This window comes from Vibrio sp. 1288, from assembly GCF_033344475.1.
In genome coordinates, this window is sequence record NZ_JAWPOX010000015.1 from 76,767 (window position 1) to 90,527 (window position 13,761).

General features: G+C 41.8%; 13 protein-coding genes. 6 read left to right on the forward strand and 7 right to left on the reverse strand.

Annotation, left to right across the window (positions count from 1 at the left end; genetic code table 11):
* The first annotated feature begins 12 nt into the window (after window positions 1-12).
* The 4 genes from R8O11_RS13110 (at window position 13) to R8O11_RS13125 (ending at window position 1,940) form a co-directional block, all read left to right on the forward strand.
* Complete coding sequence (locus tag R8O11_RS13110; RefSeq protein WP_017633984.1) at window positions 13-495, forward strand: MarR family winged helix-turn-helix transcriptional regulator; 483 nt, start codon at window positions 13-15, stop codon at window positions 493-495.
* Window positions 496-518: 23 nt separating this feature from the next.
* On the forward strand, window positions 519-872 hold the full coding sequence (locus R8O11_RS13115; protein WP_017633985.1) for an MmcQ/YjbR family DNA-binding protein: 354 nt from the start codon (window positions 519-521) through the stop codon (window positions 870-872).
* A 119-nt stretch (window positions 873-991) separates the two neighbouring features.
* Window positions 992-1,426 carry a DUF962 domain-containing protein gene (locus R8O11_RS13120; protein ID WP_005377800.1) on the forward strand — a complete coding sequence of 145 codons (435 nt, stop codon included), beginning with the start codon at window positions 992-994 and terminating at the stop codon, window positions 1,424-1,426.
* A 202-nt stretch (window positions 1,427-1,628) separates the two neighbouring features.
* Complete coding sequence (locus R8O11_RS13125) at window positions 1,629-1,940, forward strand: hypothetical protein (RefSeq protein ID WP_005377799.1); 312 nt, start codon at window positions 1,629-1,631, stop codon at window positions 1,938-1,940.
* 146 nt (window positions 1,941-2,086) lie between these two features.
* Here the strand turns inward: R8O11_RS13125 and R8O11_RS13130 are convergent, their stop codons facing one another.
* From R8O11_RS13130 to metA, 7 genes are all read right to left on the reverse strand, one after another.
* A complete protein-coding gene (locus R8O11_RS13130) occupies window positions 2,087-3,178 on the reverse strand; it encodes a hypothetical protein (protein ID WP_025766727.1) in 1,092 nt (363 codons plus the stop codon).
* A 1-nt stretch (window position 3,179) separates the two neighbouring features.
* A complete protein-coding gene (locus tag R8O11_RS13135; RefSeq protein ID WP_017633987.1) occupies window positions 3,180-3,656 on the reverse strand; it encodes a hypothetical protein in 477 nt (158 codons plus the stop codon).
* Window positions 3,657-3,665: 9 nt separating this feature from the next.
* Window positions 3,666-6,842, reverse strand: a complete 3,177-nt coding sequence (locus R8O11_RS13140) for a response regulator (RefSeq protein ID WP_080773706.1) — start codon at window positions 6,840-6,842, stop codon at window positions 3,666-3,668.
* Window positions 6,843-6,998: 156 nt separating this feature from the next.
* Window positions 6,999-9,155 carry a GGDEF domain-containing phosphodiesterase gene (locus R8O11_RS13145; RefSeq protein ID WP_206949100.1) on the reverse strand — a complete coding sequence of 719 codons (2,157 nt, stop codon included), beginning with the start codon at window positions 9,153-9,155 and terminating at the stop codon, window positions 6,999-7,001.
* Window positions 9,155-10,084 carry a phosphate/phosphite/phosphonate ABC transporter substrate-binding protein gene (locus R8O11_RS13150; RefSeq protein WP_005385723.1) on the reverse strand — a complete coding sequence of 310 codons (930 nt, stop codon included), beginning with the start codon at window positions 10,082-10,084 and terminating at the stop codon, window positions 9,155-9,157. Before R8O11_RS13150 ends, R8O11_RS13145 begins: the two co-directional genes overlap by 1 nt.
* 267 nt (window positions 10,085-10,351) lie before the next feature.
* Window positions 10,352-11,077 carry a type IV pilus biogenesis/stability protein PilW gene (gene pilW, locus R8O11_RS13155; protein WP_025766722.1) on the reverse strand — a complete coding sequence of 242 codons (726 nt, stop codon included), beginning with the start codon at window positions 11,075-11,077 and terminating at the stop codon, window positions 10,352-10,354.
* Between the two features lie 179 nt (window positions 11,078-11,256).
* Window positions 11,257-12,198 (reverse strand): homoserine O-acetyltransferase MetA, encoded by a 942-nt coding sequence (gene metA / locus R8O11_RS13160; protein ID WP_005377792.1) that lies wholly within the window; start codon window positions 12,196-12,198, stop codon window positions 11,257-11,259.
* Between the two features lie 340 nt (window positions 12,199-12,538).
* Between metA and R8O11_RS13165 the strand changes: the two genes are divergently transcribed.
* A complete protein-coding gene (locus R8O11_RS13165) occupies window positions 12,539-12,925 on the forward strand; it encodes a DUF6559 family protein (protein WP_005377791.1) in 387 nt (128 codons plus the stop codon).
* 123 nt (window positions 12,926-13,048) lie between these two features.
* Window positions 13,049-13,384, forward strand: a complete 336-nt coding sequence (locus R8O11_RS13170) for a DMT family transporter (protein ID WP_069593657.1) — start codon at window positions 13,049-13,051, stop codon at window positions 13,382-13,384.
* Window positions 13,385-13,761: the final 377 nt, after the last annotated feature.

Consider the following 13,761-nt stretch of genomic DNA (forward strand, 5'->3'; position numbering starts at 1 on the left):
TGGAGAGAAATAATGGATGCAATTGATAGAGTGGTAGAGCAGTGGGCTAGGGAGAAGCCAGACCTCGACACTGAACCGATGGCAATAATGGGTCGACTAATGCGAATTGCAAAACACATGGAATCTAGGGTCGCCGAGCTACATAAGAAGTACGATCTGAAAATGGGTGAATTTGATGTGTTAGCGACACTGCGTCGAGCTGGTTCACCATATTGTCTTACTCCCTCAGCGTTAATAGAGTCAATGATGCTCACTTCGGGTGCGATGACCAATCGCTTAGATAAACTAGAGAAGAAAGGGTTTATTACCAGAACCCATAGCAAAGAAGACCGACGTAGCGTCACCGTTGAACTAACAGAGCAAGGCTTAACCTTAATTGACAAGCTAATTTTGGAGCATGTAGACGTTCAGCAATCGTTATTGCATGGTTTAGAAGGCAATGAAAAAGAGCAGGTTAACCAGGCGTTAAAATTGCTATTGCCACAATTTGAGTGAGAACGTAGAAGGAGGTAGGGGATATGAAAAGCAAAGAACTAGAACAATACTTAAGTACCTTCATGTGTGCAGAAAGTGATTTCCCATTTGGGCCTGAAGCGCTTGTATACAAAATCAAAGGCAAGATGTTTGCCATCATTGCAGAGAGAAACGGTCGGGAGTATGTCAGCGTAAAAGTAAAACCAGAAGATGGAGAAGTCTTAACGTCGCAGTTTACGGATATTATCCCGGGTTATCACTTAAATAAGCGTCATTGGATAACGGTTTATTTTAACGGTGATGTCGAGGATGGGTTGATTCAAGATTTGTGTGAACGCTCTTATGCTCTTGTCGTTGCCAAGCTGCCGAAAGCACAACGAGCGTTGCTTGGTGAGTAATCGGCAACGCACTGGCCTCTGTTGTCTTGTCGCTCGTTGCTCGTAGCCTTTACGGAAAAATTCGCACCTTTTTCATCCTCGGGCTATATAAGAATAAGAAGGTGGAAAAGGGGAATGATATGCGAGCATTATCTGAATGGCTAAAAGAATATGGTGAGAGTCACCAAAACCCTATCAACCAAAAGATTCACACAATCGCAGTTCCAGGTATTTACCTTTCTGTGGTTGGACTTATTTGGTCGATTCCCCAGATTTCATTATTAGGCTTCGAACTTAATTGGGTTTGGGTAGCGGTGATCCCCACTTGGGTTTTCTATTTTCGTTTGTCTCTGAGCGTATTCATGATGATGATCGGCTACACATTAGCGTGCATTGGCCTTATTTGGTCTCTAGAGGTATTGATGTTGCCCGTTCTGCATATTTCTATGCTTTTGTTTGGCGTATTGTGGATATTGCAATTTATCGGTCACAAGATTGAAGGTAAAAAACCGTCGTTTTTTGAGGATTTACAGTTTCTACTCATCGGCCCGATTTGGGTGTTCAGAAAACACTAGCGATAAGCAAAATCAGGCATCATCCGAATGACACAAGACATATAACGTTCAGAGATTATGTAGCTCTTACTACAGAATACCTCTCCTTCTTATTGCCACGACAAGCATTCACTTTAGATACGCACTATGATTAAAGAGGTGCCAACGCACTTTACGCTATCGAGATGCTTAAACTTACGGCAAGTTTACTTTAGGGGGATGAATGTACGACCGACAATATAAATATGCCTATTGGAGAGAAGAGCGTAAAAAAGGCAAATGGCACTATATATTAAAGTCCTTCTTTATGATTTGTTGTGCATTACTGCTTGGTAAAGTCATCGGTTTGTTCATTTTTGGAGAGCTGCATTCTTTAAGCGACATTTGGGAACAACTCCCTGCGGATGTTTTTATTATGATGCTCGTGGGCTTCCCAATTAGTGTCCTTGGTTGGTACCACGAAGAGTCAAAGTTTTTCCGGGCACTGCGACGCAAAGAAAAGCGGTTAAAAGGCAATCAAAACAAACCGAAATAGAGTAACCTTTGTCTCTGTTTGGATTGCCACTTACCTATCTGATCGATTCTATCCCTTCCAGTCGTTTAGCGTTTAGTTACGTGTTGCAAAAAGCCTTCTTAATACAACAGCCCCCAGTGTTGTGGAAATTGGTACTGTAAGAAACATTAAAAAACGAAGTTGAGCATTAGCGTATAAAGGCTCGCACTGTCATCCTTTGGGGCTGATGAAAACGCGCCAGAGCTATTATTGTAGGCGTTGAACCTTTGCCATTCTGCGTTTAGGGAAACGTTGTAATCTAGATCGTATCTCAATCCGAGTAAGAAACTGTCTCCACTTTTTTTATCCCGACTATTAAACTGCTGACCGTAAACAATATAAGGAGTCAGCTTGTTTACATTATAACTTGTTGTCGCGTACCAAGATGAGGAAAGATTGCTGGTCTGTCCTTCTGCCATAATCACAATGTTATCGAGCTCGTATCTTAACCCTAGAGAGAACAGATCGATCGTGTTGTTTTTTTCTGTTTCAACTAGACGGTCAATGATTGTGGTTCCGCCACCGGGAGTGGACTGCTCAATGTTAGAGAGCGTCGTTGTTTGATCATAATCGCCGTGGAGGTAGGAAAAATTCCAACGATAGCTCTCTCCGCTTAGCGTTAAGTTCATCCCTGCAGTATTGTTTGACTCAATTTCCAATTCAGTACGTTCATTGATGGTTACGTCACTATTGTCTTTAAACCCGACAAACGGCATGGCAGTAAGTACGACTTGCTCATTGAGGTCATGAATCCAGCGTGCAGATAGGCCGTTATAAGCCGTGATACCTAGAATGCTGTCATATACCTCATTCGGTGGGCGGGCTTGGGTAAAAGCGTGGCCGACATAGTTGTACTCAGACATCAAAAACAGTGGCAGTCTTAAGCGTCCTCCTCGTATTTCTATGTTTTGATAGGTATAAGCCAAATACGCCCACTCGAGCTGAGGCGAGCTCCAATGGTCTTGCGGGCGCTTTACGACTTGTGCGGATGCCCGAAATGCCTTGTGAAAATAATCGAGCTGCATGCCGAAAGTGGTATCGCAATCGAAACAAGATTCATCGCCAATAAAGCGGTTAACTAGTAACGTAGTTGGGTTATCGGATTTTGCCCACGAAGTAGAGCCAAAACCACTTAAAGAAAGTTGTTCTGTTAGTTCAATCGTGGCTGAGCTCGGAAAGGTCGCGATACTCAGCGATAACATGGTTAAATATTTTTTCATATCAATTCTCCGAGCTAACCACACATAAAACATGAGCATTACTAGGGACGCTCGATGTTGGGGCATAACCAATTCTATTGGGCTTCTCTTGCATCCATGCTATGAGGTCATCAATGCTGGAGCGTGCAATCACTTTTGGCGGTCTAGCTTTACCTGAAAAAGACAAGCTTGCCCAATGCGCGTTCATTTGCGCTAAATTTTTGTTGAGAAGATAACGATAGAACTCAGCTCTTTCTGTTGATGTCGCAGGCCAGTCAGAGAGTTCAATTCGCTGGCCTTGTAAAAGTTGCGTCTTCCCTCTGTACAACTTTCGCGCTTTATTGACAGTGAGCGGAGAGAATTCGTCATTAAATGAGAAAACGGCGTAGCTCTCTGCAGCGAGAGCTTGGCAATTTAATGAAAGAAGGGCAATCAGAATAAACAGATAGCGTTTTATGTAACGCAAAGGAAAAGCAACGCGAGAATGATTTCTACTCATAGAATCCACCTACATTGCTTGTTCAATTTGATACAACAGTTTTTCTTTGCGCACAGGCTTTGGTACGTAGGCATCCATTCCTGAATCAAAGCAGCGTTGAATATCATCATCAACGACGCTTGCTGTTAATGCGATAATGGGCGTCTTAGCTAATCCTTTACTCGCTTCATAAGCTCTAATTTGCCTAGAAGCTTCAAACCCATCCATTATGGGCATCATGCAATCCATCAAAATAACATCAAACTTTCCATCTTTTTGGAACATTTCGACTGCAATTTGTCCGTTTTCTGCGACTTCGAATTGATAGCCTGCTTTAGATAGCAATAGAGAAGCCACTTTCTGGTTCACTCTATTGTCTTCGACAAGCAAGATACGTTCGGAGCGAATAGGCGTTACCGTTGCTTCTGGTTGCTCTGAACTCGCAGGTAGTTTATGAGTTGTATCGAGAGTAGTGTTCTCTTGGTGTGGTTCAGCAGGCGTCGTGTTGGAAACACGTAACCCAATTGCCTTATCTAACTTCTCTTTAAGCAACCCTGCTTTAAACGGTTTGGGCACATAGTCATCCATTCCAACGTCAAAGCATTTTTGTATATCGTCATCGACCACACTTGCCGTTAGAGCAATAATCGGAATTCTGAAAGCGCGTTTTTCTTTTACTTCTATTTGACGAATTATTTGGGTGGCTTCAAATCCATCCATTACGGGCATCATGCAGTCCATTAAAATTAGGCTGTATTGATTCTGTTGAAATTTCTCAACCGCTTCTTGTCCGTTTACTGCGACATCAAAGTCGAAGCCAGCTTTTGTGACGTGTAGCCCCGCGATTTTTTGATTGACCGTATTGTCATCAACGACCAAAATTTTCGGCAAAGATTTAACATGTTGCGCTGAAATGCTCTCTTGTTGTGCGTGCGAGAAATTTGCCGCACAACTTTCAAGTGCTTTAATTAAGCGCTGCCCTAGTAGTGGCTGAGTGACCAAGGCGCTGATACTGCTTCTAAAGTCGAATTGTGGGCTATGAAGGTGCTTGATGAGGCAGACACGAATGTTTCGTTTACAAAGGCTTTCTATCTCATCGATATGCATCGCCGCTGCATTTGGTGATCCTTCTACATGAATAACGATAACGCGCTCGTTATCAATCCACGTTGGCAACGCACTTAAGGTATCTACTGACTGCGTTATATTGATGTTGAAAAAACTTAACTCGTTACGCAGTTTTTGTTCTAGTTGAGTACTGCTGCATACAATCCATATGTCGTTGTGATTCAGAGCGTGATAAGCGTTAAACTCTTGCGTCACAACAGGAGCAGTTAGTTCAAAGAAGAAGCGACTGCCTTTACCTTTCTCGGATTCAAGTTGAATTTCTCCACCCATTAGCTCAACTAATTGCGTGCTAATGGCAAGCCCAAGTCCAGTTCCCCCAAATTGTCGGGTAGTAGAGTTATCCTCTTGGGCAAATGGAGCAAATATTTTCTTTTGCTGCTGGGCATCAATACCAATCCCAGAATCTTTAACGGAAAACTCGATGACCGCTTCACCATTTTTTATTTCGCGGGTGATGACCGATAGCTCTACACTGCCTTGTTCGGTAAATTTTACCGCGTTAGACATGAAGTTCATGACAACTTGGCGTATACGATGGTCATCCAACATTACGTGGTAAGGCGTGTTACGGCTAATGTTGACTTGCACATCGATGCCTTTTTCCTTTGCTTTCGGTGAAATGATAGAAGCAATGTCATAGATAGACTCTCGAACACAAGTTGAATGTGGGCTAATGAGCAACATCCCAGATTCAATTTTTGAGAAGTCTAGAACGTCATTAATTAAACTCAAAAGCAGTTGGGAGGAGGTTTCAATCGTATCGACGTAATCGCGTTGTGTGGCAGTCAGGGAAGTATCGGATAAGACTTCAGAGATACCAATAACGCCATTTAGCGGCGTGCGGATCTCGTGGGACATGTTGGCCAAAAAGCTACTTTTGGCTTTACTCGCCTTAATTGCATCATCTTTTGCTTGTTCTGCATCTTCTTTAGCTTGTGTGAGCTTTAGTCTGGACAACATCCGCTCATCACTAAGCTTTTTTACCTCTCGAGCAAACTTACTCAGCTCGTCTTTACCCTTTATTAGTTGAGCAAGAGGTGAATTTTCAGTGTTACTTTGTTCATTGCTTTCGTTACTGAGAAATTTGAGGACTAGATTCAAGTTTCCAGTAACTTTTCGCACCAATCTTAGCGTTAAACTTACGACCAACAGCGTTAAAAGGCTCATCATTGCGATAAAGGTAAAGCGGTGCTGTGTCGTCGTGTTGATTGTCTTTGATATATCATCACTCAGCTGCTGTTCCATTTTGTCGTCAACACTTTGTAATAACGATAAGCGTTTGTTGAGTGCAGATAACCCCGCATCAATCTCATCCGGGGTTAATGATTTGAGTTGAGCTGGTTGCAATAAATAAGCACGAAACTCTTGGCTTTTGATAAAGACTTCACCCGTAAACGTCTCAATGAGCAGATCTACTTGTTGTTGATTGGCATTTAGCGTCACAAAACGCTCTAGAAATAGTTGTTGGTTCTGGATTAAAGATTGGATAGAAGCCTGTGTTGTGAGGTCATACTCGTTATTTTCCTCTGAAGATCGAATCAAATATTCGCTTAATCTATGCTCTTCAGTGGACCAAAACATCAACCATTCAAGTTGCATCAAAGAAGAAAGGTGAGTGTTTGTTTCATAACTCACATTTCTAAAATAGACTTTGTCTAAGCTCATGAGGATTTCTTTGAACGTATCAGCGCGCCACTCTGCCGCATCTAACTTTTCTTCTTGATTTTGCGAAGAGAGCATCGAGAGGGTTGCTTCCTCAAAGCTTGTCAACTGGTTTAGTATCTCAGCGTTTTCACCGAATACTGGTGCTGCAGTGTCGCGTAACAATTGAGATATCTGCTGAGTTTTTAGTTGCTTATCTATTACATCAGGGTTATTCGGTAGGTGATAAAGCGAAGATACGCGGTCTATGTAGACAGAGAATAACTGTGCTTTTTGTAGTTCCTGAGCCTGGATAGAAAGGCTTTGTACATGTTTACCCGCGAGGACAAGCAACAATAAAATTGGCAGCAAAACCAACCCAAATAGCTTTTGTTTTACCGACAGGTTGTTCCAAGAAAAGATTCCTACCACGCGCATTTCCATATCCAAGAAGTTGATATGAAAAGTGTAGTTTATTTATCTCAGATGTTAGATTTTAAGAGAAAATTCATATTAATGAGGTGGGGGAAGTGTGACCGATATTGCATTACGAGTACTAACGCGCTAAGCGGCAATAGTTAACAAAACGGCGTTCTAAGCAAAGTGATTGACGCTTTGAGCGCCACTCCCTCGTTGGTATTCAAATGCAATCAATTCCTCGGCAGGTACAGGTCTACCTAAGAAAAAACCTTGTACGACGTCACAGTGGAGAGACTCCATTCGTGTGAGTTGAGTTTGAGTTTCTACGCCTTCGGCTACTACTTTCATTCTTAGGTTGTGAGCCATGGATACAATCGCGCGAACTAATGAATCGTCTTGATCGCTTTTTCGGATTTGAGCGATAAATGAACGATCAATCTTGAGCCCGTTAAAAGCCATATGTTGTAGGTAGGCAAGGGCTGAATACCCCGTACCAAAGTCATCTAGCCAAACTTCCACTCCGATACTTTGTAGTTTTTTAAGCACATATTGAGCTTTCTCTGTATCATCAATAAAAAGTGACTCTGTCACTTCAACATGAATGGTTTGAGGGGCGACATCATGTCGTCGTAAATACTTAGAAAATAATTGACTTAAATCTTGGCGATAGATTTGTCTTGGGGACAAGTTTAATGCGATGTGAAAATCCGTACCGAAATGTTCTGCCCACATTGCCCGCTGAGCAATTGCCGTCTCAATGATATGTTCTCCAAGCTCCAATATTAAATCACTTTGCTCTGCGATCGGGATAAACGATTCTGGACTGATATAGCCTTTCTCGGGATGATTCCACCTAACCAATGCTTCGACCCCAATTAGGCGATAGGTTTTTAGATCAAATTGTGGTTGATACCACAGCTCGAATTGAGACAAGTCACGTACTGAACGACGCAGTTCTCGTTCTATGTATAAACGTTGTTTAATCGTTTCATCAAACGTGGAATCGTATATCGTCATAATGTCTTTACCGCGTCTTTTAGATTCCTGCGCCGCAAGAGAGGAAAGCTGTAAAAGAGACTCAGCGTTTGAACCAAATTCTGGATACACAGCAATTCCGAGGCTTGCCGTAATTTGAATATCGTTCTCTTCCAAACTAAAGGGAGAGAGTAGTTGGCGATGAATATCGTTCGCTTTTTCTCTAGCTTCATGATTGTCCGAGCACGGAAAGGCCAGTACAAATTCATCCGCACCTACTCGACTTACGATGGTAGAAAGGCGGTAAAGCGGCTTAAAATAACTCGGCAAACGGCCTTGAAGCTCTGAGGCAAGATGGCCTAGCAATTTATCCCCAATGTTATGTCCATAGTTATCGTTAATGTGCTTAAAGTCATCCAAGTCAATAAACACAACCGCGAGTGAGGGGGATTTGTGGTCAGTTATTTGCGTTTGAATATCAATGAGTAACTTTTCTCGGTTTGGCAGGGAAGTCAGAATATCGTGGTATGCCATGAACTCAACTCGGCTGGTGTATCGGTTCACTTTGTTTGACATTTTGTTGTACGCCGAAATAAGTTCTCCCACTTCATCTTTGCTTTGTATGTCGGTGACTGGCAGCGCTTGGGTATTTGACTCTGAAAATTGATCTTTTAGTTGCTTGAGTGGCTTAGTTAACGACCGCCCCAAAGCATAAGCGATGATGCTACCGAATAGAACGGATATCCCACTGATCGTTAGCAGCAAGTTAAACATCTTCTGTTTATCGTTTGAGGTAATCGCTTGGACTTGTTCAATGTTCTGTTCTTTCTCTTCCAGTAGATGTATCAAGTTAAGCTCAAGATATACCGCCCCAAGAGTAATATTTGATTGCTGAATCGGCGCTGCGATCTCCAACTGATGCTTGGAAAAGGAAACGAGAGTTCTGGATTCTTCTATTGCTTTCAAAATAAAAGGAGAGCGGTAATGGGGTTGGGCAAACATCCTTAGCTGAGTAGTGCCGTCGTGAAAGATTAGCCCTTCATTGTCAACAACATGTATTTTCGAGACATCTGGCTGGCTCAATGTTGCCTTAATTTGCTCATACGCTTGACTGATATTGTCTGTATAGAGTGGATCAAAAAGCTGTTTTGATAATAGCTCTGCATAAACCAACCCTTTTTGCTTAACGTAAGATTCGGTTTTTTCTTGAGAGTTGTTCGTGATTTGTTGAGTTAAGCTATTTGAATACGCATCGTAACCGTGCATGTATAACGCAAGATTTATCACCACAACAAACAAGACAACGAACATTGTCGAGCAAATGTATTTGGTTTCGAGTGAGAGCTTTTGAAACATCAATCCACCTTCGGTAACAAGTGAACTGACTTGCGCACTGTACTTAAGGAGGCTCGCATTTCTGGAGTAAGTGCGCTGAATTTTTTGGTGTTCTGAAACTTTTTAAGTGCGAGAGAGCCTTCGTGAGTTGTATCCATATCAAGCAGTATGGACGTGATTTTACGCTGTTGCTCTAGGCTCATGCTTGGAGAAGCGAGAATCAAATCCCTGGGTATTTCAACAGAACGAGAAAAAATCGCTAGTTTGTCTTTCATGTTCTCTGGCAAATCTTTGGGATTGTTCCAGTTGAAGTTACTGAATGCTCCTGCCGCAACTCTCTGTTTATATACCCATACAGATAGGTTGATTTCATTTGACTGAGCGAGTTGCTCATCAAGGAATAAATAACCAATACTGTCTTTGGCCGGTTTGTCATCAGGAGAGGGAAGGTATTGCAGTTTTTCTCCGTGATTCAGCAATGTAATCGCAGGTAGGTAATAGCTGCTGGTAGACGTGCGCTTTTCAAAAACAAGCGTTTTTCCGCGCAGGTCAGAAAGTGACTCAATCCCACTCTCTTTATTAGTAAAGAACACAGTATGATATTTTTGCAGGCCTTTTTTCCATCGTATAGCAAGAACTTGGCTATTAGACTCCTTTTCTAAGGTCATCGCATTAAAGGGGGTCGCCGTTGCAATTTGAACGGTGCCATTTTCAAGCGCAACCGCGAGCTGACGATAATTTTTAAATACCTTTACTGCCCCTTTTGCGTAACCATATTCAGCCATATTTTCAGTTACATACTGAGTAAGGGGCGTCGCTTTTTTGATTTTGCTTTGGGCTTTATTGGACACAATGCCAAACGTGAATGTTTTCTCAATATTTTCTTGTGCACTGACAACAAAAGGTGAACTCAGCAAAGTGAGTAATAACAGAGTGCAGGCAGGTTTCATCCGGCTTCAACTTCCTTCTGGTGCATGTCAGTAATATTTAGTATTTATCAATGTGCCGAAATCAATCTTAAAAACAGTATGATGTACAAATTTCGTTGTGTGCGCACTTTTTATAATGTGACTTGGTCACTTATTCCGTTCAAATAGTACCGAATTTGACGTTTATGTACAGGATGAATGTATCACCGTGAGTCTGAATTCACTGGATTCTTGGTCAAGCGCTGTATTGGCTGTGAGCTAATGCGCCTTATGTATCGCTATTTTGTACTAAGAAAATTTTTCCAATTGTTTTTGATACTTTTTCTCGAGAGCTTCATTGCCTGCTGCACGTTCAAGTTGAATCATGAGTTGCAAAGAGGGCTTCTTCACGCCATACATTTGATTGAATCTCATTAATCGAATTCTAGCTTCAGTATAATCACCGCTATCAATTTCTATTTTAGCGAGTTGCAAAATCGATTTTGGTCTATGAGGGTCATGATCGATAGCTCTAGTAAAGTAGTATCTCGCTTTGTCTTTATCTTGTGATTTTAGCGCACAAAAAGCTGCATTCTCATAGCTTGCTGGAATAAGGTAGTAATAAGGCTGCTCAATGGCTCGATTAAACATCTGATCGGCTTTTTCGAAGTCACCTCGCTTGCAAAGAAAAGTACCGTAGTTATTGAGCACATTTCCGTTTTTAGTGTGTTGGCGTAGAGAGCGTTTATACATCTGTTCGGCTTTAATATCTTCACCAACCGTTTCGTAGTAGTGAGCCATAGATAATTGCGCGCGATAGTATTGAGGTGCGTGGTTTAAGGCTTGTTGTAAGTTATCATGCGCGCGAATCATGTTACCGCCGTTTAAATAACCTAAGCCAAGTGCGATACGTGATTCTGCCATTGCCACAGGATCGGCTTTAACGACAGGGCTTCCATCTTCTTTCACCGTCACGCAACCCACGAGTGCAAACTGAGACAATAATATTAGTGCACCGAGCTTTGCTGTTTTCATTCTTTATCCCTACATCCCTGAATCTTTCTGCATGATATGAATTACTTAGCAAAAGCCTATTGAGGAAAAAACACTATGCGATCAGGTTTGCAAACTGTTATGAAAAAGCCGCCATATGGCGGCTTGGTTCACATATTACATTTCGGTAATGATGAGTGCTTTGTTTGCTTATTTTGAAGCTAATCGTCTTTAGTGAAAGCATCTTCACTGAAGTGATCGAGATCGTACGGTGTTTGCTGATAAACACAGTAGTTCAGCCAGTTTAAAAAGAGGAGGTGTCCATGGCTTCTCCAGCTTGCAATTGGTGGGTTATCTGGGTTGTTGTTTGGGTAATAGTTGACAGGAATAGCGGGCTCCATACCTTCGCTTAAATCTCGGATATATTCATTATGTAAGGTGTGAGAATCATACTCAGGGTGTCCTGTGACAAAGACATTGCGTTTGTCTTTTGTGGTGGCCAAGTACACACCTGCGACATCCGATGTCGCTAAAATGTCTAAGTCAGTATGCTCTTCTAGAAAGTGAGGCGAAAAATCTGCGTAACGCGAGTGAGGAGCCAAAAACGTGTCATCAAATCCGCGTAAGATAGGGTGAAACTGATGATGGATTTGATGATGATACACGCCTGAAAGTTTTTCTTTACGCGTTTTTTTAGGTAGATCGTAGAGTAGCTTTAACCCTGCTTGCGCAGCCCAGCAAACATAAAGAGTGGATGTCACATGATCTTTTGCCCACTCCATGATGGTTTTGAGATGATCCCAATAAATGACATCTTCAAATTGCACCAAACCTAATGGAGCCCCAGTAATGATCATGCCATCGAAGTTTTTATCTCGCACCATTTCAAATTGGCGATAAAACGTGTCTAAATGTTCAGTTGGCGTATTTTTACTCGGGCGGTTATCAATGCGCAGTAATTCGACGTTAACCTGTAGTGGGCTGTTTGAGAGTAGACGCAGAAACTGAGTTTCAGTCTCTATTTTTTTTGGCATCAGATTAAGGATCAGCACTCTTAAAGGACGTATTTCCTGACTCGCTGCACGCGTTTCACTCATCACGAAGATGTTTTCTGTCCTTAATACATCGGTAGCTGGTAATTGATCTGGAATTCTAATTGGCACGACTTTCTCTCCCTAAGTATAGTCAATCTAGACGTCTATACTTCTAAAGCTAACTTAATTAAGTTTAGATGTCGATACGAAATCCGACTTTTCAATCTACTCTTTACATTATGGTAAACCGTACTCGGGGTTGTCACACAATTGTGACTAAAGCAGAGTTTCTGATGAGATAGGTTTGAAACGCAGTGTGTACTATTTGCTGGTAATTATGCGATCACGTTAATATGTGAAGGTGACTTCGTATTAAGGAAGTCTCAAATTAATGAGCCATACTAAAAACAATCAGCTCACCATTTTGCATTAATGTGCATGTTTGGAAACATCGTCAGTGGAGGACATTATGTTCGGTATTTTCAAGAGAAAGACAAAGATTCAGAGCATCGCTCAAGAAGTTCCTTGCGTGCTACTGCATTCGTTTGGTGATAAAGACATTTATACGCCGGAAGAGATTGATCAAGCTCTTCAAAAGCTGGGTTATGATAAGAGCAAGGATATCAGTCATTATCAGTATGCGTATGGAATGTTTGCCGATGAAGCCTCTTACGAGCTCCTAGAACTAACGGATGAGCTAGGTAATTATGGTCATTTCCAACGTGAAGTAGGTAAGATGCTACTCAATACACCTGAGCCGATTGATATGCATATCTACTTTGAAATTTCTCGTCAGCACCAAAACGTCAGCCTTTCACCTGGTCATCAAAAAGTAAGCGAAAGTGATGGTGTGTAAACATCGTTAGTGGTATTCCATCGTGAGATGAGTTGGGTATAATGCGCGGCCTAATTATCCGGACATGTTGTCGGTTACATTTCTGTTGAGCGTTAATGCCTTATGTTCAAAATGCTTGTCTCTATGCCACCAATGTTGGCGCTGTCGATAGCGATTGTATGTGAAGTGATTGCCACTTCTTATATTCCCAAAACAGAGCAATTTACGAAAGTAATGCCGAGCACAGTCGTTTTGATTGGTTACGGCATCGCTTTCTTCTTGCTTTCCGTCACAGTGCAAACAATGCCTGTCGGGGTTGTTTATGCCATATGGAGTGGTGCTGGGATCGTTTTGGTTGCGACGGTTGGTTACTTTGTTTACGGACAGCGTCTAGACTTACCAGCCCTAGTTGGTATTGGGTTTATCATCGCAGGTGTGTTGATCGTAAATTTATTATCCAAAACAGTAGGGCACGAATAACGCCACTCTACTTGTTAAGTGAATAAGAAGCCGCAGCGAGAAATTGCTGCGGCTTTTTAGTACAAATTCAATCGCTAATGGCGAGTATTGATATGACGTCTTATTGTTGTATTCATAACGGTCGCATTATGTGATTGAAAAATAGACATTATTTAGCGCATTGAAAATACAAAGTTATGTTTCTTCAAACTTTAGGAAAGGGCAGTAGATAAATCACTCCGATAGATGTTAACGTGGCGACTCATCTTTACTGCTTTTTCATTCCCTACATATTTCTGCAAAGTTCTTATTGTGTAGTGTGTCGAAGAACCATAGAATCCGCGCGCTTTAATTTATGTTATTAGCGTTATCAATGATAAAAGTGCAGTCCATTATCA

Coding starts and splice junctions, on each gene's coding strand:
- R8O11_RS13150 (WP_005385723.1), bottom strand. CDS start 10,084: ATGAAACCTGCCTGCACTCTGTTATTACTCACTTTGCTGAGTTCACCT.
- R8O11_RS13135 (WP_017633987.1), bottom strand. CDS start 3,656: ATGAGTAGAAATCATTCTCGCGTTGCTTTTCCTTTGCGTTACATAAAA.
- R8O11_RS13125 (WP_005377799.1), top strand. CDS start 1,629: ATGTACGACCGACAATATAAATATGCCTATTGGAGAGAAGAGCGTAAA.
- R8O11_RS13130 (WP_025766727.1), bottom strand. CDS start 3,178: ATGAAAAAATATTTAACCATGTTATCGCTGAGTATCGCGACCTTTCCG.
- R8O11_RS13120 (WP_005377800.1), top strand. CDS start 992: ATGCGAGCATTATCTGAATGGCTAAAAGAATATGGTGAGAGTCACCAA.
- pilW (WP_025766722.1), bottom strand. CDS start 11,077: ATGAAAACAGCAAAGCTCGGTGCACTAATATTATTGTCTCAGTTTGCA.
- R8O11_RS13115 (WP_017633985.1), top strand. CDS start 519: ATGAAAAGCAAAGAACTAGAACAATACTTAAGTACCTTCATGTGTGCA.
- R8O11_RS13145 (WP_206949100.1), bottom strand. CDS start 9,155: ATGTTTCAAAAGCTCTCACTCGAAACCAAATACATTTGCTCGACAATG.
- R8O11_RS13165 (WP_005377791.1), top strand. CDS start 12,539: ATGTTCGGTATTTTCAAGAGAAAGACAAAGATTCAGAGCATCGCTCAA.
- R8O11_RS13140 (WP_080773706.1), bottom strand. CDS start 6,842: ATGCGCGTGGTAGGAATCTTTTCTTGGAACAACCTGTCGGTAAAACAA.
- R8O11_RS13110 (WP_017633984.1), top strand. CDS start 13: ATGGATGCAATTGATAGAGTGGTAGAGCAGTGGGCTAGGGAGAAGCCA.
- R8O11_RS13170 (WP_069593657.1), top strand. CDS start 13,049: ATGCCACCAATGTTGGCGCTGTCGATAGCGATTGTATGTGAAGTGATT.